Here is a 20,098-nt window from a genome sequence, read left to right on the forward strand (position 1 = left end):
TCCTTAAAGCGTGAGAGGATGCTTATTTGTTTTCATTATCAGATGGACCTTTTGTCATTTTGCCAAATGAATCTCTCATATCCGTATCAGCATCGATATTCTTAATGTTCATGTAGTCCATAACTCCAATATTACCTTCACGTAGTGCTTCGGCCATTGCAAGTGGTACTTCAGCCTCTGCTTCTACTACTTTCGCGCGCATTTCTTCAACTCTCGCACGCATTTCTTGTTCTTGTGCAACAGCCATCGCGCGGCGTTCTTCTGCTTTCGCCTGTGCAATGTTTTTGTCGGCTTCTGCTTGGTCTGTCTGCAGGATCGCCCCGATATTCTTACCGATATCAACATCTGCGATATCAATCGAGAGAATTTCAAATGCTGTACCTGAATCTAATCCTTTACCAAGAACCGTTTGAGAAATCATATCAGGATTTTCAAGAACCTTTTTATGATTATCTGATGAACCGATTGTCGAAACAATCCCTTCACCTACACGAGCAATGATCGTTTCTTCCCCTGCACCACCGACAAGTCTGTCAATGTTTGCACGAACTGTAATACGTGCTTTTGCTTTTACTTCAATCCCGTCCATCGCAACACCTGAGATAAATGGTGTTTCAATGACTTTAGGGTTTACACTCATTTGGACAGCTTCAAGTACGTCACGGCCTGCTAGGTCGATTGCCGCACAGCGAGCAAAGTTCAATTCGATATTCGCACGCTGAGCTGCGATCAGTGCGTTGACAACTCGGTCTACGTTACCACCTGCAAGATAGTGGCTTTCTAATTGGTTAATCGTCGCATCAAGACCTGCTTTATGCGCTTTGATGAGCGGGTTGACCACTCGGTTTGGAATCACTCGGCGAAGCCTCATTCCTACAAGTGTAAAAATGCTCACTCTTACGCCAGCCGCTAGGGCAGAAATCCACAGCATCACCGGTACAAAGGTGAAGAAGATCGATAGAACGATCAAACCTGCTGCGATAATCACAAATAATAGTAAAGTAGATGGATCCATTTTATTCCTCCTATAAAATCAGTATATCTATACTTTCCTCACGACAATGCGTGAGCCTTCCGCTTTCACAATTTTTACTTGTTCATCCTTATCGATAAAAGCACCTTCTGACACAACATCAATGCGCTCGTCTCCGAATACAATCGTACCAGATGGACGAAGTGCTGTTGCTGTCACTGCGATTTGTCCTACAAGATCATCTCTTGTTTCATTTGAGACATAACCACTTTCTTTATTGGTTGAATCGGTTAAAATGAACTTTTTAAAAAATTTCATACGTTTCCCCAACACCTTTGTCAATAAAATAACTGCTATGATTGAAACAGCAGTGGCAATCAAGATGGAAATCGCCATTTCTGTAAAGCTTCCAGCTGCTAAAAATAAGCTGACAACGACACAGATTAGTCCAATGACACCCACGATTCCCCCTGGCAAAAATAATTCCAGAATGATCAACACAATCCCTGCCAAAAACAGGAACAATGTCTCATATCCTGCAAAACCTGCCACGAGATGACCATAAAAGAATAGAAGAAGCGCTGTGACTCCCATGGTGCCTGGGACCCCAAAGCCGGGAGAATATAATTCAACAATTAACCCTAAGCTCGCGATGGATAAAAGGATAGGAATGACGATCGGATGCGTGAGAAAACGCGCAACCTTTTCAGCAAAGCTCACTTCATCGTATTGAACAGAAGCATCTGCTAAGTTCAGCTTCTGAAGCAAGTCATCCATATTTTTCGCTTCTCCTTCTGCATAACCGAACTGAAGTGCCCGATCTGTGTTAAAGGTCAGCAATTCTCCTTTTGGTGCACCAGCTTCTTTTGCGTCTATATCTACATCTGCCATCGCAAGAGCATATTTTGGATCACGCCCCTGCTTTTCAGCAGCGTCACTCATTTCAGCAAGCCATAGAGATTCAGATTTTTGATCGGCAGCGTTGCCTTCACCATCAATAATCGCAGCAGCCCCCATCTTTCCGTTTGGGGTCATATAAATTTGATCGGCATTTAAGGCAATGAATGCCCCGGCTGAAAGCGCTCTATGATTCACAAACGCTGTCACTGGGATATCGGATGCACGAATGGTATCGGCTATTTCAAGCGCCGCATCGACTGCACCACCTGGTGTATTGATGTCGAGAATGATGTGCTTCGCCCGTTCCGACTTTGCCTGCTCAAATGATCGTTCAATGAATTTAGAAAGTCCTTTTTCTACTGTATCTTCAATTGGGATAACATGAACTTTCTGATCTGCTGATTTCGCGGTCAATTGAACCCCTAATAACAAGCATATTATAAAACAACTGAAGAGAGCAATAGAAATTTTCATTTTTTTCATCTATTTGGTGATCCCCCCTCTCTTTCTTTCATTTTACCGTTCCTTTACATACGTTACAAATGTATCATAGGTTTCATTTTTATATGACAGGTTTATGGAGGCATAAAAAAAGTACCCTTCTAACATGAGAAGGATACTTTTTTATTGAGACAGTTGCTCGCTGACAAGTCTGTTAATCACAGCACCATCAGCTTTACCTTTTACTTTTGGCATAATAGCGCTCATCACTTTACCCATATCAGCTTTCGATGAAGCACCGGTTTCGGCGATTGTTTCTTTCACAACCGCCTGCAGTTCTTCTTCAGAAAGCTGTTCAGGTAAATAAACGTCTAAAATGTCAATCTCTTTTTGAACTTTATCTACTAAATCTAAGCGATTAGCTTTCGAAAATTCATGGAGGGAGTCTTTACGTTGCTTAATCTCGCGGGAAAGGACGGTTAGTTCCTCATCTCCGGTCAAACTGTCTTTCTTAAGCTTTATTGCTTCATTTTGCAGTGAAGCCTTTACCATACGAATGACAAGAAGCTTGTCTTTCTCTCGGTTTTTCATAAAAAGCTTCATATCAGAATTTAATTGCTCAAGAAGACTCATAAAATCCACCCTCTTTAGAATTTACGTTTTCTAGCAGCTTCAGACTTTTTCTTACGCTTTACGCTAGGCTTTTCATAAAATTCACGCTTTCTTGCTTCTTGCAATGTTCCAGTTTTGGATACACTGCGTTTAAAGCGACGAAGAGCATCTTCAAGCGATTCGTTTTTTCTAACGACCGTTTTTGACATTCTCTTTCCCTCCCTCCGAATACACCAATCGACTGCATTAAAAAAAGATATACATGCAAAACATGTACCTAGACATTATAATATAAGCCTAGGTTGAGGTCAACTAAGTGATTTGGAAATATATTTTCGTCATGAGCAGGTAGACAAGTCCATATATTCATTGGTAAGAGGAGGACTTTTCTATGATGGCGATCATTTATTTTTGTGCACTTATTTTCATTTTTTTATGGGCAATGGGTTTGCTTAGGAAAGGATTAATGACGCTCACGTCGTCTCGTATTGAGAAATCTCTTCTTCTCTTTACAGATCATCCAGTCAAAGCATTCTTGGTCAGTATTGTGTTTACAGGGGTTCTTCAAAGCAGTTCGGCGTTTATGGTCATCGTTATCGGCTTTGTGAGTACAGGCATTCTCACGTTTAAAAAATCCATACCCATGATTCTTGGAACGAATATCGGCTCAACATTTACGACAGAATTTATTGCCATTAAGATGGACGTGTTTATGTGGGTTCTGATTGCAGCCGGTCTTTTATGTATCATTTTGGGCAGGAAGTCTTTTCGATATGCAGGAAAAAGTTTATTTGGGCTTGGCATGATCTTTTTTTGCATTCAAGGTTTTTCAAAAATTGCAGGGATGATGACCAGTCAGCCAGAGACGCTGCGTTTCCTTGAAATGATGCAGCATTCCGATTGGACAGCTCTTCTCTCTGGTACAGTTCTCACCGCGATTGTTCATTCAAGCTCTGTATGTATCGGTATTTTGATGGGATTTATGAATGAAGGGACTGTCGCTCTAAAAGAAGGCATCAGCTTTGTTTTAGGATCCAATATCGGAACATGTATTACTGCCGTGATGGCTGCTATCTCTGGCGGTTATGCAGCCCGCCAAACCGCGTATGCACACGTCGTGTTTAATGTTCTAGGTGTTCTTTTATGTCTTCCTTTTCTCGCCTTTATCACAGAGTTTGTTGCGCTTTTAGCAAGCTCTCCTGCCCAGCAGATTGCGCACTTTAGTCTGCTGTTTAATGTTGCAAGTTCTCTCCTCTTTTTCCCGTTCATCCGCCCTTTTCACGCCTTGATTTTGTTCCTTCTTCCGAATCGGTCAACATAAAAGAAACCGGCTTGCCTAATGGCTGCCGGTTTTTCATTCATTATGAGGTCATTCTCACTTGATCCGTCTGCACGCCATCACTTATACGGACGAATTGTCCTTCGTTATAAGGATAACCTGCTTTCGTAATCTTCACTTTCACCAAACGGCCGATCATGTCCTCTGTTCCTTCAAATACGACCTTCATGTAGTTATCAGTATATCCTACATACAGATTGTGCGTTCCGTCTTGTTCTTTGAAGGATTCTTCTGGAATAATCTCTAAGACATCGCCTTCATATGCCGATGCATATTCTTTCGCAAGCTGATCAGAAAGAGCAATGAGGCGGTGAACGCGTTCGTTTTTCACATTCTCATCTACTTGATCTTCCATTCTTGCAGCAGGCGTACCTGTCCGTTTGCTGTAAGGGAACACATGGAGCTCAGAGAATTGATGGTCTTTGACAAAATTGTATGTTTCCATAAATTCTTCTTCTGTTTCTCCTGGGAATCCAACGATCACATCTGAAGTGACAGCAAGACCTGGCAATGCTTTTTTGAGCTTCGTTAAACGCTCTGCAAAGAATTCCATTGTGTATTTACGGCGCATTCTTTTCAGTACAGTATTAGAGCCAGATTGAAGCGGAATGTGCAAGTGTCTCACAATTTTATCTGACTGATCGAGCACTTCAATCACTTCGTCTGTAATTTGACTTGCTTCAATGGATGAAATGCGGATTCGTTTTAATCCCGCCACACGTTCATCTAATTCTTTCAGAAGCTTAGCAAAGTTATAATCCTTTAAATCTTCACCATATCCACCTGTATGAATACCTGTTAATACAATTTCTTTGTAGCCAGCATCGACAAGCTGCTGCGCTTGATTGATGACTTCTTCTGGATCGCGAGAACGCAGTAATCCGCGAGCCCAAGGGATAATGCAGAATGTACAGAAATTGTTACAGCCTTCTTGGATTTTTAACGAAGCACGTGTTCTGTCAGTAAACGCAGGAACATCTAGTTCTTCAAAGACCCGTGCTTTCATGATATTGCCAACTCCATTGATCGGCTGTCTTTCTCTTCTGTATTCTTCAATATAACCAAGCAGTTTATGTCTGTCTTGTGTGCCAACCACAATATCAACGCCAGGAATCGCCATGATTTCTGCCGGAGATGTTTGTGCGTAACAGCCTGTTACACAAATGACACCATCCGGATTATGACGAATGGCTCTTCTAATGACTTGGCGGCTTTTTTTATCGCCTGTATTGGTGACGGTACATGTATTGATGACATATACGTCTGCTTTTGATTCATAATCTTTTCTTTCATAGCCAGCTTCTTTAAACAGCTGCCAGATGGCTTCTGTTTCGTAGTGATTGACCTTACAGCCAAGTGTATGGAACGCTACTGTTCCCATCATGATTCACCTCTTAATAACTCTGTTTGATAAGATATAGCAGAAAGCGCGTAAAGAGGAGCTGTTTCTGTTCTTAAAATGCGTGGTCCAAGCCCGCAAATGACTGCACCATGCGCTTCAAGTTCTTCAATTTCCTTTTCTGCTAAACCGCCTTCTGGACCAAAAACCACTAATAAGGTTTGTCCGCCCTTCATCTGTTGGAGCACCGTTTGAAACCGGCTTTGCTCGCCTTCTTTCGATGATTCTTCGTATGCAACGACACATTTATCGAATTCACCGGCCAGTTGAATCAGCTCTTTAAATGTTGATACTGGATGAACGCGCGGAATGATATTCCGGTAAGACTGCTCGGCAGCTTCTTTCGCAATTTTTTCCCAGCGATCTCGTTTTTTCAATGACTTTTTTTGGTCAAGTTTTGTAATCGAACGAGCCGCTTGAAACGGAATAAAAGCACTTGCGCCAAGCTCGGTGCCTTTTTGGATAATCCATTCAAGCTTATCCCCTTTTGGCAGACCGCTTGCAATCGTCACCTTGATCGGAAGTTCTCGATTCTGATTCGTCCAGCCTTCCAAGTGACAAATCACTTCTTCCTTTGTTATTGTATCAATTTTACTGAGCGCTTCAAAGCCGTCTGTCGTTAAGCAAAGGATGTCTTCTCCTGCTTTCATCCGCATGACGTTTGCAAGGTGATGAACATCTTCACCCTTTATGACGATGTGTCCCTTTTCCGTCACTTCTTCTTTTGTGAGGTCGATAAAATATCGTTGCATACGTGTCCTGACACCTACTCGCTTTATTTTTTCGCTATAATGCTGACCCAATCTTCCATTGACAGCACTTCAACAATCTCAAAACCGGCTTCTTCTAAAGCCGTTTTGACTTGTAATTTCTTTTGTCCGATAATGCCTGATGTAATAAAGTAACCGTCTTTCTTCAATAGATCATACGCTTGATCTGTAAAGCGCATGATGACCTCTGCAAGGATATTGGCCACAATCACATCGCGTTCACCTGAAATCCCATCAAGTAAATTATTTTGTTTTACCGTTACTTGCTCGCTCACACCATTTAATTCGATGTTCTGCTTTGCACTTTCCACTGCAACGGTGTCGAGATCAAATGCATGAATGTCTTTTGCACCGAGCATTGCAGCAGCAACACTTAAAATGCCAGATCCTGTTCCAACGTCAATCACCGTGTCGTTTTCCTTCACATAGCGCTCAAGCGCCTGAATGCAAAGAACCGTTGTTGGATGTGTACCGGTTCCAAATGCCATTCCAGGGTCCATTTCGATGATCAATTCATCAGAATGAACGGGTGTGTACTCTTCCCATGTTGGGACGATGGTAAATTTCTCAGAGATTTTCACAGGATGATAGTATTTCTTCCATGCAGTCGCCCATTCTTCTTCGTTTACTTCACAAATTGACAATGTATTTCGTCCAAGGTCAATATCGTATAGAAGAAGATTATTGATGGCTTCTTTGATCTCATCTACCGTTTCCATCAAAAAGCTATTCATCGGAAGGTAGGCTTTGACGATAACCCCTTCCTCAGGATAATCATTCGGATCGAGCTGGTAGATCTCACCGTATACATTTTCACGTTCCTTGACTAAATCAAGCGGGTCCTCAATCACGACACCACTTGCACCTGCTTCATGCAAAATATTGGTGATCGGTTCCACCGCTTCATTTGTTGTATGGACGCTAATTTCTGACCACTTCAATACTACCAACTCCTTATCCGTCTTACTCGCCTTTAAATGCGCGTTTCACCTTATCGAAAAAGCTCATTTCTTGTTCGTCCGGTTTATTTCCGCTCACTTCAGCAAATTTTCTAATGATATCTTTTTGATTTTCAGTTAAATTCGTCGGTGTTACGACGCGTACAACGATATGCTGATCGCCTTGACCATAACCGCGTACATTTTTTACACCTTTTCCTTTGAGTCTAAACTTCGTACCCGTTTGTGTGCCCGCAGGAACTTTTAATTTGACTTTCCCATGTAATGTCGGCACTTCAATTTCATCACCTAGTGCAGCCTGCGCAAAGGTAAGCGGCATTTCGCAGTAGATGTCATCTCCATCTCGTTCGAAGAATTCATGCGCCCTCACATGGAAAACAACAAATAGATCGCCTGGAGGTCCTCCATTTACACCTGGTTCACCTTGACCAGATACTCTAAGCTGCTGACCATCGTCCACACCTGCTGGGATCGTCACATTGATTTTCTTACGCTTACGCACTTTACCAGATCCACCACATGTTGAACACTTATGTTCAATTTGTTTACCAGTTCCGCTACAGTAGTTACATACTCTGCGGTTGACTACTTTACCAAATGGCGTGGATTGCTCGACATTTAGTTGACCTGATCCGCCGCAATGTGAGCATGTCTTCGCCTGTGTTCCAGGTTTTGCACCTGATCCATGACACGTTTCACATGATTCCTCGCGGGGAATCTCGATCGTTGCTTCTTTCCCAAATGCCGCTTCTTCAAATGAAAGGGTCATTGTATATTGAAGGTCCGCTCCTTGACGCGGTGCATTTGGATCTCTTCTTCTGGCTCCGCCGCCAAAAATACTAGAGAAGATGTCATCAAAGCCGCCGAAGCCGCCAAAGTCTCCTCCACCGCCAAATCCGCCGCCACCAAATCCTTGGTTTGGATCGGTGTGACCGAACTGGTCATAATGTGAACGCTTTTGATCGTCAGAAAGGGTTTCATAGGCTTCTTTTACTTCTTTGAATTTATCATCTGAGCCAGCTTCTTTATTAATATCAGGGTGATACTTTTTTGAAAGCTTGCGGTATGCCTTTTTGATTTCGTCCTTTGAGGCGCTCTTACTCACGCCAAGCACTTCATAGTAATCACGCTTACTCATCTCTTCACACTCCCGATTTTCTCACATAAATACGATTGTATCATTTTAAATTGATCTTTTTCAATTCCTTTTCATCGTTGAAAAGAAAAAAGTCAAAGCCAAGAGATCCTGACTTTGACTTTCTGACGAGTACGTTTCAGCAGTCTTTTTCAAAAGTAAAGGTGATTATTTTTTCTCTTGATCGTCGTTTACTTCTTCGTATTCTGCATCCACTACATTGTCATCTGCTTTTTGAGCACCTTCAGCGCCTTCTTGCTGAGCTTGTGCTTGTTTTGCAGCTTCTTCATAGAGCTTTGTCGTTAATTCTTGAACGATTGTTTGTAGCTCATCTTTTTTCGCTTTGATGTCTTCAAGCTCGCCTTTTTCGATCGCAGCTTTTAGCGCATCTTTTGCATCATTCGCTTTTTTCACTTGCTCTTCATCGATTTTGCCTTCAAGATCGTTTAATGTTTTTTCTGTTGTAAACACTAATTGATCTGCTTCATTGCGCACTTCGATTTCTTCTTTTTTCTTTGCATCTGCTTCAGCATTTTCTTCTGCTTCTTTGACCATTTTTTCGATCTCATCATCAGAAAGACCTGAAGAAGATTTGATTGTGATGTTTTGCTCTTTGCCTGTACCCATATCTTTCGCACGTACGTTGACAATACCGTTTTTATCGATATCAAAAGATACTTCGATTTGTGGTACGCCGCGTGGTGCTGGCGGGATATCAGTCAATTGGAAACGACCTAATGTTTTGTTGTCTGCTGCCATTGGACGCTCACCTTGTAAGACGTGAATGTCTACAGCAGTTTGGTTGTCAGCAGCCGTTGAGAATACTTGAGATTTACTTGTTGGAATGGTTGTATTACGTTCAATCAGCTTTGTGAATACGCCGCCCATTGTTTCAATTCCTAAAGAAAGTGGTGTGACGTCAAGAAGAACAACGTCTTTGACATCTCCAGTGATAACTCCACCTTGAATTGCCGCACCAAGTGCAACTACTTCATCAGGGTTTACGCCTTTATGAGGCTCTTTGCCTGTTTCTTTTTTGATTGCTTCTTGTACTGCAGGAATACGAGTTGAACCACCAACAAGGATGACTTTATCAATCTCGCTAGCAGATAGACCAGCATCTTTCAGTGATTGACGTACAGGTGTCATTGTACGCTCTACAAGGTCTGCAGAAAGCTCTTCGAATTTAGCACGCGTTAGCGTTAATTCTAGGTGAAGAGGACCTGCATCTCCAGCTGTGATAAATGGCAGTGAGATTTGTGTAGAAGATACACCAGAAAGATCTTTTTTCGCTTTTTCAGCAGCATCTTTTAAACGCTGAAGCGCCATTTTATCTTTAGAAAGATCAATGCCGTTTTCTTTTTTGAACTCAGCCACTAGATGATCGATGATGACTTGGTCAAAATCGTCTCCACCTAGACGGTTGTCCCCAGCAGTTGAGCGTACTTCAAAGACGCCGTCTCCAAGCTCAAGGACTGATACGTCAAATGTACCGCCGCCAAGGTCATATACAAGGATCGTTTGATCTTCATCTGTTTTATCTAAACCATAAGCAAGTGCAGCTGCTGTTGGTTCGTTGATGATACGTTCTACTTCAAGACCAGCAATTTTACCAGCATCTTTTGTTGCTTGGCGCTCTGCGTCGTTGAAGTAAGCAGGAACTGTAATAACCGCTTTTGTTACTTCTTCGCCAAGATAAGCTTCAGCGTAAGATTTAAGGTGTTGAAGGATGATTGCAGAGATTTCCTGCGGCGTGTAGTTCTTGCCCTCAACTTCTACTTTATAATCTGTACCCATATGTCTTTTAACAGACATGATGGTGTTTGGGTTTGTAATTGATTGACGTTTCGCTACTTCACCTACTTGGCGCTCTCCATTTTTAAAAGCGACAACAGATGGTGTTGTACGTGCTCCTTCAGCGTTTGCAATAACTTTTGGCTCGCCGCCTTCGAGTACTGCAACGCATGAGTTTGTTGTTCCTAAGTCAATACCAATGATTTTACTCATATTCGATGACCTCCCATTATGTAGTTATTGATTTACTTTTACCATTGATGGACGAATAACTCGGTCTTTGAGTTTATAGCCCTTTTGCAATTCTTCTACAACGATGTTTGAATCGTAGTTTTCATCTTCAACTTGCATGACGGCTTGATGAAGGTTTGGATCGAACTCTTTGCCGACAGCTTCAATTGGTTCAACGCCTTCATTTTTCAACGCTTCTACCAGCTGGCGGTAAACCATTTGCATACCTTCTAACAAACTTTTCGTCTGCTCATTGTCTGGATCGATTCCAAGCGCTCTTTCAAAGTTGTCGAGAGCTGGGAGAAGGTCGCTGACAACATGTTGAGAACGATATTTTTGCACGGTCTCCACTTCAGTTCGAGCACGGCGTTTATAGTTTTCAAAATCTGCTTGAACACGCAGAATTTTGTTTTCTTTTTCATCTAGAAGCTGCTGCAATTCATCAATCTTCTCTTGGAAGGCAGACTGTTCATCGTGCTTTACTTCCTCAGTTTCTGCTTGAACTGCTTCTTCTTGTGCTTCAACCTCTGCTGCTTGCTCAGGTGTCTGTTTTTCTTCTGACATTGTGTTCACCTCCCTCAAAAGATTCAATTATACGAAGGGGCTATGCCCCCACCTTTTATCACCCTACTCATCATACAAATTGGAAAGTGCGTTTGACAAGTCTTTTGATACATGATGCAAAAGACTAACGACTCGCCCGTAATCCATACGGGTTGGACCAATGACAGCGATGGAGCCGAGTGATTTTTGATCAATCGCATAAGTTGCTGTGATTAAACTGCAGTTCTCCATTGCTTCCAAATTGTTTTCTGAACCGATTTTAATGGTGATTCCTTGCTGATTTGGATGAAACAGCTGCATGACATCGTTCTTTTGTTCAATCAGCATCATGAGTGAACGAATGCGGTCAATGTCATGAAACTCTGGCTGGTTCAACATATTAATCTTCCCGCCAAAGAAAAGTTTTGATTCATTTTGTGTTGAAGTGAATGTGTTACCAAGCGCATCTAAAATATGATCATAGTCTTTTAAATGCGTGCGAAGGAGCATCACTACTTCTTTATACATCCTGTCCTTCAGCTGATCCATCGGGACTCCGGCTAAGCGGCTGTTTAAAATATTCATTAGCTTCTCAATATCGGAGACATCAAGATGCTCAGAGAAGGTAATGGTTTTGTTTTCAACATGCCCGCTGTCTGTAATCATAATCGCTACTGCTTTATTAGGCTGGACAGGGACAAGCTGAATTTGCTTCAAGCGATTTTCACTTAGCTTTGGACCAAGGACAATCGATGTGTAGTTTGTGAGATCTGATAAAATTTCCGCCGATTTTTGAACTGTTTTTTCCAGCTCAAAAATTTTCTCCTGAAATACTGACTGGATGAGCACAAGCTCTTTAGATGACAGTTTTCGCGGAGAGAGCAAATGATCTACATAATAACGATATCCTTTTTCGGAAGGAATTCTTCCTGATGAAGAATGGGTCTTTTCAATAAAACCGAGTTCCTCCAAATCAGCCATTTCGTTTCTAATCGTCGCAGAGCTGAATGTAATGTCTTCTTTTTTGGAAAGAGTCCTTGATCCAACTGGCTGCGCCGAACGAATAAAGTCATTAATAATGACTTGTAGAATCAAAAGCTGACGATTTGTTAACATCATCATCACCCCTGTTAGCACTCTCTTTCAACGAGTGCTAATTGTATAAACAAAATTACCAAACTCAAATTAAAATGTCAATTATAACTCACCGAGAAACGCTTGAAATACTTCATTCCCTAACAATTTTCCTTTTCTTGTCAAGCGAATGCCAATCTCATCCTGTTCAATGAGACCTTTTTCTGCTAATTCTTCAAGAACGACGGGAAAGAGTGCTTCTGGTGATGCTCCAAATTTCGCCTGAAAGTGAGCACTTTTCACGCCTTCAATTTTCCGCAAACCTAAGAACATTTCTTCTTCGATCTGTTCTGCTTTTGTCACCTGATGCGTTTCCTTATATGGAAACCCTGTTTGATCAATTAGCTCTAAGTAATGCTTCACTGGTCCAGCGTTCACATTACGGACGCCATCTACATACCCGTGCGCTCCTGCGCCAAAACCAAAGTAATCTTCGTTGCTCCAATAGGTGAGGTTATGCTGGCTTTCAAAACCTGGTTTGGCGTAATTGCTAATCTCATATTGTTTGAGTCCATGCCGCTCCATTTCATCCATGACGAGCTCATACATTTCAGCCTCACGTTCTTGCGGTGGTAAATGCAGTTTCCCTTTTTGCATTAAATTGTAAAAAACCGTCTTCGGCTCGACAATCAGCGAATAAACCGAATAATGTTCTGCACCTAATGAAAAAGCGGTCTCTAGTGAATGCATGACATGATGCTTCTCTTGATGAGGCAAACCAAACATCAGATCAAGACTAATGTTGTCAAACCCAACTGCTCTTGCTCGCTCGAAAGATGTGAGAACATCTTTCTTTTGATGAACCCGTCCGATTTTTTTGAGCAGGTCATCTTCAAATGTTTGAACACCAAAGCTGAGCCGATTAACGCCTGCTGATTTTAAGACATTCAATTTCTCAAGCGATAGTTCGTCGGGGTTTGCTTCTACTGCAAACTCGCTTAAGTTTTTGGTTGGTTTTAATACGCGGTGAATGCTGTCCATAAGCTGATCTAACTGGCTGGTTGTCAGTGATGTCGGGGTTCCCCCACCAATAAAGATCGTCTTTAGTTCTTGCTCTCCTTTTTGATCGATCGTGTGCTGCATTTCTTTTTCAAGTGCGGCTAAGTATTCATCGACAGGTTGGGTTTTAATGAAAAATTTATTGAAATCACAATAGTGACAAATGTGCTCACAAAATGGAATGTGAATGTATGCTGCTTTCAATTATTGACACCTTCTTTACAGGTAAAGAGCCGCAGTTTATCGCTGCGGCCTCTTCGTTTGTTTTCGACTATAAACGTCAAGGCGAGCATTGTAAAGCAGGTTGCCTTGAGGATGTTATTTTTTCGGTGTGCTGTCGTCCATTTTCAGCACGGCCATAAATGCTTCTTGCGGGACTTCTACAGAACCCACTTGCTTCATGCGCTTTTTCCCTTCTTTTTGCTTCTCAAGAAGCTTTCTTTTCCGGGAAATATCTCCACCATAACACTTCGCTAGTACGTTCTTGCGCATTGCTTTAATGGTAGACCGAGCAACAATCTTTTGACCGATCGCTGCCTGAACTGGTACTTCAAAGTGCTGGCGCGGAATCAGTTCTTTCAGCTTTTCTACAATGATCTTTCCGCGTTCATACGCATAGTCACGGTGAACAATAAAGGAAAGTGCATCGATTTTTTCGCCATTGAGCATGATATCCATTTTCACTAGAGTGGATGGGCGATAGCCGATCAGCTCGTAATCAAAGGATGCATACCCTTTTGTATTGGACTTTAATTGATCAAAGAATTCGTATACGATCTCTGCCAGAGGAATTTCGTACACAATGCTCACGCGGTTTGCATCAAGATATTGCATATCAATGAAATTGCCGCGCTTTCCTTGGCAAAGCTCCATCACAGAACCAACATAATCATTTGGCACCATCATTGTTGCCTTCACGTATGGCTCTTCAATTCGCTCAATCTTTTGCGGATCAGGCAAATTGGATGGGTTATCTACAACAATTTTTTCTCCGTCTGTCATATACACATCGTAAATAACACTTGGCGCTGTCGTAATGAGGTCGATTTTAAATTCACGTTCAATCCGTTCTTGGATGATTTCCATATGAAGCATGCCAAGGAAGCCGCAGCGGAAGCCGAAGCCAAGTGCTTGGGATGTCTCTGCCTCATATTGAAGTGAAGAATCATTTAATTCAAGCTTTTCTAACGCTTCACGCAAGTCGTTATATTTCGCTGTGTCAATTGGATAAAGGCCGCAGTACACCATTGGGTTCAGCTTTCTATATCCAGGCAGAGCTTCTTTCGCAGGGTTTACCGCACTTGTGATCGTATCCCCTACTCGTGTATCACCAACGTTTTTAATGGCAGCTGTTAAATAGCCAACATCTCCAACAGTGAGTTCGTCTGTTGGCATTGCTTTCGGTGTAAATACGCCAACTTCAAGCACTTCAAATTCTTTGCCTGTCGCCATCATCTTAATTTTTTGACCCGGTTTTACGGTTCCTTCGACAATTCGTATGTAAGCAATGACGCCACGATACGCATCGTAGAGAGAATCAAAAATGAGGGCTTGAAGTGGTGCTTCTGGATCTCCAGCTGGTGCCGGCACCTTTTCGACGATTTGTTCTAAAATATCCTCGATCCCGATGCCCGCCTTAGCAGAGGTGAGAACAGCTTCAGATGCATCCAACCCGATGACATCTTCAATTTCTTGTCTTACACGTTCAGGCTCTGCACTCGGCAGATCAATTTTGTTAATGATCGGCAGGATTTCTAAGTTGTTATCAAGAGCTAAATAAACGTTCGCAAGTGTCTGTGCCTCAATGCCTTGTGCTGCATCCACCACAAGAATTGCACCTTCACAGGCAGCTAGGCTTCGAGATACCTCATAGGTGAAGTCGACATGCCCTGGTGTATCAATCAGGTGCATAATATATTCTTCTCCATCCTTCGCCTGATATTTCAGCTGGACAGAGTTTAATTTGATCGTAATGCCGCGTTCACGCTCTAAGTCCATGGAATCAAGTAATTGTTCTTTCATTTCTCGTTGCGTAATCGCCGCTGTTTTTTCTAAAATACGGTCAGCCAATGTGGATTTCCCATGGTCAATATGGGCGATAATGGAGAAATTTCGAATTCTTGATTGCCGTTCTAATCGTTTTTCTTTATCTGTCACAATCTATCACTCCTACTATAAAACGCGGGTTGCGCTAGGTTAGATTATATCAATAGGGCTGTAAAGATTCAATCGAAATCAAGAAAAGCCGCTCATCGGTTAGCGGCTTTTGCGAAAAGGTGTGATATCTTATGAAATAACATCCAACATGATGCTTACAACAGTTTATTTACCATTCACCCAATCATAAAGTGTACGGGCTGCATGCGTCATACCATCTGATAATGCTTTTCCGGCCTTAGAGAAGGCATTAAAGCTCTCCATTTCTTCTAGCTGCTTTTGTTTTTCTGCTAAGTCTTTTTGTGTGACAGCTGTTCCGAGGATAGAAGCTTCTTTTTCTTGATCATCATTCGTTTGCACAGTGAAGACCCCTTTTAATTGCGGATCATGATACCCTTTCATTTGCAGCATGCCATTATTGGCTTGCTGCATTCCTAAAAAGACACCGAATAGCAATACGAGCGATAAAATAATGGTTTTTCCGATAAATGAGCCCATGTCCTCCACCACCTTAAGACCGTTTTTTCTCATCCTTTGCTTTGCCGTCTACCTTTTCTGCGTCCCAGAAAATTTCACTGAACACATCAGCTGCTGCATTGGATGCGTTTTTCAGTTCTTCCATATTATTATCCACACCGCCAAATTCTAATAGGAGGGCTTTGTCAGATAAATCTTGATTATAGATTCCATTATCACCAATTTCTCCTTTGGCAAACACACCGACACTAAGTCCTTTATATTTTTTCTCCATCAAATGGTGGAACTCTGTCGCCAGCTTTAAGTTTTTCTCATAGCTTTGATTTTTCTTCCCTACAACAAAAGCGATTCTCGCATATTTCTTGCCTTTGATTTCTACTGTCGTATCTTTCTTTCTTCTTGAATCCCGATGAATATCGATTAAGTAATCTAGGTCATCATTTTTAGCGAGAGCTTCTTTTACAACCAATCTGGATTCATTATATGATTGAGGATACTTCAATCCTTTTTTCAGCAGTCTTTTTTCAATTTCTGTTTTATCCACTGTGTTGCCGATTCCTTGCTGATCGAGCGCTTTACCAAACATCTCCCCGACAAGGGTGACGTTCACTTTTGAGTGGCGCGCATTGTTTGGGTTTGTTTCTCCTTTTAAAAATGGTAAATATGATTCCGTATTATGTGTGTGATAAATGTATACAGCTTTTCGTTTTCCTGTCGACTGGTTCGGCTCTTTTGCAGGCGTTTTCGGTTCATCTTCATCAAGCTTGTCCAGCTCAGCTAGATTTGCTTCTTTTTCATCTTTGATGACTTCACTTGGAGGCGGCGATTCCATTGGCATATTCGTATAGTCTGTACCTTCACCTGCTAGGATGATTTTTGTATCAAAATGTTCAAAGCCTGGCAGCTCTCTTCCTAGAAAACTGCGGGGGTCTTCTAAATTGATACTTGTGGCAAGTTTGAGTGACAGCCCGGAGAAATGAAATCCTTTTTGATCTTCAGGGACTGCTGAGGAAAAATATTGATTTTCCATCCCCATTAGAGTTGCAAAGAATGCCCCTGACAGCTCATCTGCCACACCATATAATGATGCTTGAGGCCTAAGCTCAGGTTTTAAAGACGTCAAAGCCCCTGACATGACAAACACAACCACCAGAGAGACAATAAACAAAAAAATACTCTTCACTACTTTTGTTCCATTAATCGCAACGACCAACTGTCGAGGACGGCGAGGTCTTTTTTTCATGATTTACTCCCTCCAGCACGCTTTCTAGTAATTACACTATGAGCGAGCTAGAGAAAGTAGAACTGTTTAATGATTATAAGAACCCATGTTGTCTTGAGAGATTTTTTGATGAAGTGCTGTATTTAACCCATTGGCGAGTACGTTCGCCATGTCATCAATGAATGTATCCACTTCCTTCGGTGTGACCATTAGATTTTGTCCCAGCGGCGCAAGCACTTCATGGATCAACTGTCTTTTTTCTTCTTCAGGAAGCGTTCCGACGATTCCTAAAAAGGATTGACGCGTTTCATCATCTGGCAAATCTTCTTCATTCAGCACTTTTTTCTTCCCAAATGTCAGACCCGCTGGTACTAAAGATCGGGAAGGTCTATCATCTTTCAGTTCTCTACCAAAATGCTTTAACACGTAATCAATCGTGTCACTTGCGATCGTCACTGCATCGACCACTGTCGGTACACCAATGGCAATGACTGGAATCCCCAAGGTCTCTTTGCTTAATTCTTTTCGTTTATTTCCGACACCCGATCCTGGATGTATACCTGTATCAGAAATTTGAATCGTCGTATTCACCCGTTCTACTGCACGTGCAGCCAGTGCATCGATGGCGATCACAAAATCTGGTTTAGATCGTTCAATGACACCTTGTATAATGTCACTTGTTTCTATACCAGTCAGCCCCATGACCCCAGGCGATAATGAAGACACTGGGCGATAGCCTTCCTGCACATTCTCAGGCTGTAATTCAAATAAATGGCGTGTCACCAGTAAATTTTCAACTGTAAGCGGCCCTAAAGCATCAGGCGTGACATTCCAGTTTCCGAGTCCTACGACAAGACAGCTCGCATCTGCCTGAATGCCGTGATCTTTTAAAAACTGAGCAAAATGATGGGCAAAAACTTCAACCACTTTTTCTTGCATCTCAGAGTCTTTCTCCCGAATTCCTTGCGCCTCAAGCGTCAAGTATGTCCCCGCCTTTTTTCCGGTCAGTTCTTCTCCTTCTGTCGTAATCTCCACAGTGCGGATGCGGATGCCATGCTCTTCCTTCTCCTTCTCAACAATTCCTTGAATACCGTCCTTTTTGACCACATTCGGATCGTTCTCTTGTTCTAGTATCTCTTTTGTTTCAACGGCCAAATCGGTCCGGATTTGATAAGCGCTTAAATCGAGTTTCTGTTTCTTCATGAAAAGGCTCCTTCCATCAAGTAATTAACAGTAGTCTTTCCATCTCGTTCAAGAAACATTCGAGCGCTTCATCAATGAAAAATACTTTACATTTATATTGCATTCTAAAGGTGTGTTTGATAGAATACAATTTGTTCTATTGTGAAGATTTAACCTTAAGACAATTGTGTTTAGGTTGTATCTTAGGAGGTGAAACACATGCCAAATATTAAATCAGCGATCAAACGTACAAAAACGAATAACGAACGCCGTGCACACAACGCAACAATCAAGTCTGCGATGCGTACTGCGATTAAACAAGTTGAAGTTTCTGTAGCTAACAACGATGCTGAGCAAGCAAAAGCTGCTCTTTCTTCTGCTGCAAAACGCATTGACAAAGCCGTTAAAACTGGTCTTGTACACAAAAACGCAGCTGCGCGTTACAAATCAAGACTTGCGAAACAAGTAAACGGACTTTCTGCATAATGTTTGCAACGCCTCAGTGATGAGGCACCTGTTTAACTGTACGTCCGTCCTGAACGGCTCAGCCATAAGGACAGACTGGCAATTATACATCTAAACAAAAACGACCCTCTTTTGAGAAGGTCGTTTTTTTATGTTCAAGCCCCTAATAGCCGAAGCAGGAACAATTCTAATAATAGCTGCTTGTCCTTTTTACCCGTTTTCATTTCATAATCAATCGTGGAGAGCTCTTTGACGATGTACTTTAGCTCTTCTTCTGAAAACAGTCTTGCCTGATCCATCGCGAGTTTGACCCGGAATGGGTGGACTTTCAGGTTTGACGCAATTTGTTTTTGCCCGTATCCCTGCTGAGCAAAGTACTTTGTCTGCAATATCAACCGAAATTGATTTGAAATGAGTGCCAATATTTTAATGGGTTCCTCATTTTGCTTTAGGAGGTCATAAAACATTTGCATCGCTTCAGACCGGCGCCTGTTCACGATTTGGTTAATCAATTCGAAAATATTCTGCTCCAAACTTCGTGCAACGAGCTGATTGACATCCGCCAGCTCAATTTCCTCTCGCTGCCCAATATATGTACTTAGCTTTCGAACCTCTTGAAAAAGTGAGGACAGGCTCCCGCCACATAACATGACAAGCTGTTCTGCCGCTTCAGCAGAGATTGTTTTTCCTTCTGTTTTCACTAATGTGATGGTGAAATCCGTTGTTTCTTTCGGATTTAACTCTTTCGCCTCAACCACAGCCGCTTTCTTTTTTAACAATTTGGTGATTTTCTTACGTTCGTCCAGTTTCTCATATGGCGCTAATAACACGAGAATCGTATAGGGTGCTGGCTTTTCTAAATAAGCTTCTAACACAGAAAGCTGATGCTCGATCTTTTCTTTTTTCTTTTCTGCAGTGAGGAAATAAGGGTTCTTGATCACAACGAGACGCCGCTCTCCCATAAACGGAAATGTTTCTGCGTCCGTCACAGCCTGCTCAAGCGGCACCTCTTCCATATCGAAGACAGAGTAATTAAAATCCTTTGTTTCTTCGTCGACGACAGCTTGTCTCAATTTTGCAGCTGTCTCTTGAAGTAAATACGTTTCTTTTCCATATAAGCAATAAACGGGATGGATATCCCCTTTTTTTAAATTGTTCCATACTTCAAAGACCATTCGCTTAAATCCCTCTCTTTCACTTCCTCCTCTATCCTAAAGTGTGTAGAGACATTAGTAAAGAGGAAGCTGAAAGTGCCGCCTCCTCATTTATAGTAAACGTCTCACGTAAGCTCCCGGGTCAGCTTACAGTCAGACGATATTCACAAAATGATCATGAAAATGGAAAACGGTTACTTTACCTTCTAGCA

Annotated in this window: 19 protein-coding genes; 2 read left to right on the top strand and 17 right to left on the bottom strand. The window is 42.0% G+C overall.

Annotated elements, in window-relative coordinates; translation table 11 throughout:
- Positions 1 to 22: 22 nt before the first annotated feature.
- The 4 genes from floA to rpsU all read right to left on the bottom strand — a co-directional run bounded on the left by floA (position 23) and on the right by rpsU (position 3,135).
- Positions 23 to 1,015, bottom strand: coding sequence for a flotillin-like protein FloA (floA, locus tag NST09_RS11840; RefSeq protein WP_007501317.1), 993 nt, complete (start codon positions 1,013 to 1,015; stop codon positions 23 to 25).
- Between the two features lie 27 nt (positions 1,016 to 1,042).
- Entirely contained in the window at positions 1,043 to 2,356 is a 1,314-nt protein-coding gene (locus NST09_RS11845; protein ID WP_007501318.1) for a nodulation protein NfeD, read from the bottom strand.
- 141 nt (positions 2,357 to 2,497) lie between these two features.
- Positions 2,498 to 2,947: a GatB/YqeY domain-containing protein gene (locus NST09_RS11850; RefSeq protein ID WP_017358018.1), complete on the bottom strand. Its 450-nt coding sequence runs from the start codon at positions 2,945 to 2,947 to the stop codon at positions 2,498 to 2,500.
- Positions 2,948 to 2,961: 14 nt separating this feature from the next.
- Entirely contained in the window at positions 2,962 to 3,135 is a 174-nt protein-coding gene (gene rpsU / locus NST09_RS11855; RefSeq protein WP_003152957.1) for a 30S ribosomal protein S21, read from the bottom strand.
- Positions 3,136 to 3,317: 182 nt separating this feature from the next.
- On the opposite strand from rpsU, the gene NST09_RS11860 reads away from it, so the two are divergent.
- Entirely contained in the window at positions 3,318 to 4,247 is a 930-nt protein-coding gene (locus NST09_RS11860; protein ID WP_060832438.1) for a Na/Pi symporter, read from the top strand.
- Positions 4,248 to 4,287: 40 nt separating this feature from the next.
- Here NST09_RS11860 and mtaB read toward each other — a convergent pair whose 3' ends face one another.
- The 12 genes from mtaB to gpr form a co-directional block, all read right to left on the bottom strand.
- Positions 4,288 to 5,646 (bottom strand): tRNA (N(6)-L-threonylcarbamoyladenosine(37)-C(2))-methylthiotransferase MtaB, encoded by a 1,359-nt coding sequence (gene mtaB, locus NST09_RS11865; RefSeq protein WP_342493551.1) that lies wholly within the window; start codon positions 5,644 to 5,646, stop codon positions 4,288 to 4,290.
- Positions 5,646 to 6,416 (bottom strand): 16S rRNA (uracil(1498)-N(3))-methyltransferase, encoded by a 771-nt coding sequence (locus tag NST09_RS11870; protein ID WP_060832439.1) that lies wholly within the window; start codon positions 6,414 to 6,416, stop codon positions 5,646 to 5,648. The genes mtaB and NST09_RS11870 overlap by 1 nt, the downstream gene beginning before the upstream one ends.
- Before the next feature lie 23 nt (positions 6,417 to 6,439).
- On the bottom strand, positions 6,440 to 7,375 hold the full coding sequence (gene prmA, locus NST09_RS11875; protein ID WP_017358022.1) for a 50S ribosomal protein L11 methyltransferase: 936 nt from the start codon (positions 7,373 to 7,375) through the stop codon (positions 6,440 to 6,442).
- A gap of 22 nt (positions 7,376 to 7,397) precedes the next feature.
- Entirely contained in the window at positions 7,398 to 8,531 is a 1,134-nt protein-coding gene (gene dnaJ / locus NST09_RS11880; protein WP_008342467.1) for a molecular chaperone DnaJ, read from the bottom strand.
- A 165-nt stretch (positions 8,532 to 8,696) separates the two neighbouring features.
- Positions 8,697 to 10,535 (bottom strand): molecular chaperone DnaK, encoded by a 1,839-nt coding sequence (gene dnaK, locus NST09_RS11885; RefSeq protein ID WP_342493026.1) that lies wholly within the window; start codon positions 10,533 to 10,535, stop codon positions 8,697 to 8,699.
- A gap of 24 nt (positions 10,536 to 10,559) precedes the next feature.
- On the bottom strand, positions 10,560 to 11,117 hold the full coding sequence (gene grpE / locus NST09_RS11890; protein WP_008342471.1) for a nucleotide exchange factor GrpE: 558 nt from the start codon (positions 11,115 to 11,117) through the stop codon (positions 10,560 to 10,562).
- A gap of 63 nt (positions 11,118 to 11,180) precedes the next feature.
- Positions 11,181 to 12,212, bottom strand: a complete 1,032-nt coding sequence (gene hrcA / locus NST09_RS11895) for a heat-inducible transcriptional repressor HrcA (protein ID WP_008342473.1) — start codon at positions 12,210 to 12,212, stop codon at positions 11,181 to 11,183.
- Between the two features lie 81 nt (positions 12,213 to 12,293).
- Positions 12,294 to 13,433 (bottom strand): radical SAM family heme chaperone HemW, encoded by a 1,140-nt coding sequence (gene hemW / locus NST09_RS11900; RefSeq protein WP_019743215.1) that lies wholly within the window; start codon positions 13,431 to 13,433, stop codon positions 12,294 to 12,296.
- A 114-nt stretch (positions 13,434 to 13,547) separates the two neighbouring features.
- Entirely contained in the window at positions 13,548 to 15,386 is a 1,839-nt protein-coding gene (gene lepA / locus NST09_RS11905; protein WP_008342476.1) for a translation elongation factor 4, read from the bottom strand.
- Between the two features lie 165 nt (positions 15,387 to 15,551).
- Complete coding sequence (locus tag NST09_RS11910; protein WP_342493027.1) at positions 15,552 to 15,884, bottom strand: YqxA family protein; 333 nt, start codon at positions 15,882 to 15,884, stop codon at positions 15,552 to 15,554.
- A gap of 13 nt (positions 15,885 to 15,897) precedes the next feature.
- Positions 15,898 to 17,106, bottom strand: a complete 1,209-nt coding sequence (locus NST09_RS11915; protein ID WP_008342481.1) for a stage II sporulation protein P — start codon at positions 17,104 to 17,106, stop codon at positions 15,898 to 15,900.
- A gap of 66 nt (positions 17,107 to 17,172) precedes the next feature.
- Complete coding sequence (gpr, locus tag NST09_RS11920; protein WP_008342483.1) at positions 17,173 to 18,288, bottom strand: GPR endopeptidase; 1,116 nt, start codon at positions 18,286 to 18,288, stop codon at positions 17,173 to 17,175.
- A 198-nt stretch (positions 18,289 to 18,486) separates the two neighbouring features.
- Here gpr and rpsT point away from each other — a divergent pair, with 198 nt between their 5' ends.
- Complete coding sequence (gene rpsT, locus NST09_RS11925) at positions 18,487 to 18,753, top strand: 30S ribosomal protein S20 (RefSeq protein ID WP_008342485.1); 267 nt, start codon at positions 18,487 to 18,489, stop codon at positions 18,751 to 18,753.
- A gap of 134 nt (positions 18,754 to 18,887) precedes the next feature.
- Here the strand turns inward: rpsT and holA are convergent, their stop codons facing one another.
- Positions 18,888 to 19,907: a DNA polymerase III subunit delta gene (gene holA / locus NST09_RS11930; protein WP_017358025.1), complete on the bottom strand. Its 1,020-nt coding sequence runs from the start codon at positions 19,905 to 19,907 to the stop codon at positions 18,888 to 18,890.
- Between the last annotated feature and the right edge of the window lie 191 nt (positions 19,908 to 20,098).

The organism is Bacillus sp. FSL W7-1346, from assembly GCF_038593335.1.
Lineage (GTDB): Bacteria > Bacillota > Bacilli > Bacillales > Bacillaceae > Bacillus > Bacillus altitudinis.

Coding starts and splice junctions, on each gene's coding strand:
- hrcA (WP_008342473.1), bottom strand. CDS start 12,212: ATGTTAACAAATCGTCAGCTTTTGATTCTACAAGTCATTATTAATGAC.
- dnaK (WP_342493026.1), bottom strand. CDS start 10,535: ATGAGTAAAATCATTGGTATTGACTTAGGAACAACAAACTCATGCGTT.
- holA (WP_017358025.1), bottom strand. CDS start 19,907: ATGGTCTTTGAAGTATGGAACAATTTAAAAAAAGGGGATATCCATCCC.
- NST09_RS11870 (WP_060832439.1), bottom strand. CDS start 6,416: ATGCAACGATATTTTATCGACCTCACAAAAGAAGAAGTGACGGAAAAG.
- NST09_RS11845 (WP_007501318.1), bottom strand. CDS start 2,356: ATGAAAAAAATGAAAATTTCTATTGCTCTCTTCAGTTGTTTTATAATA.
- gpr (WP_008342483.1), bottom strand. CDS start 18,288: ATGAAGAAACAGAAACTCGATTTAAGCGCTTATCAAATCCGGACCGAT.
- rpsT (WP_008342485.1), top strand. CDS start 18,487: ATGCCAAATATTAAATCAGCGATCAAACGTACAAAAACGAATAACGAA.
- NST09_RS11915 (WP_008342481.1), bottom strand. CDS start 17,106: ATGAAAAAAAGACCTCGCCGTCCTCGACAGTTGGTCGTTGCGATTAAT.
- rpsU (WP_003152957.1), bottom strand. CDS start 3,135: ATGTCAAAAACGGTCGTTAGAAAAAACGAATCGCTTGAAGATGCTCTT.
- grpE (WP_008342471.1), bottom strand. CDS start 11,117: ATGTCAGAAGAAAAACAGACACCTGAGCAAGCAGCAGAGGTTGAAGCA.
- NST09_RS11910 (WP_342493027.1), bottom strand. CDS start 15,884: ATGGGCTCATTTATCGGAAAAACCATTATTTTATCGCTCGTATTGCTA.
- dnaJ (WP_008342467.1), bottom strand. CDS start 8,531: ATGAGTAAGCGTGATTACTATGAAGTGCTTGGCGTGAGTAAGAGCGCC.
- NST09_RS11860 (WP_060832438.1), top strand. CDS start 3,318: ATGATGGCGATCATTTATTTTTGTGCACTTATTTTCATTTTTTTATGG.
- floA (WP_007501317.1), bottom strand. CDS start 1,015: ATGGATCCATCTACTTTACTATTATTTGTGATTATCGCAGCAGGTTTG.
- mtaB (WP_342493551.1), bottom strand. CDS start 5,646: ATGGGAACAGTAGCGTTCCATACACTTGGCTGTAAGGTCAATCACTAC.
- NST09_RS11850 (WP_017358018.1), bottom strand. CDS start 2,947: ATGAGTCTTCTTGAGCAATTAAATTCTGATATGAAGCTTTTTATGAAA.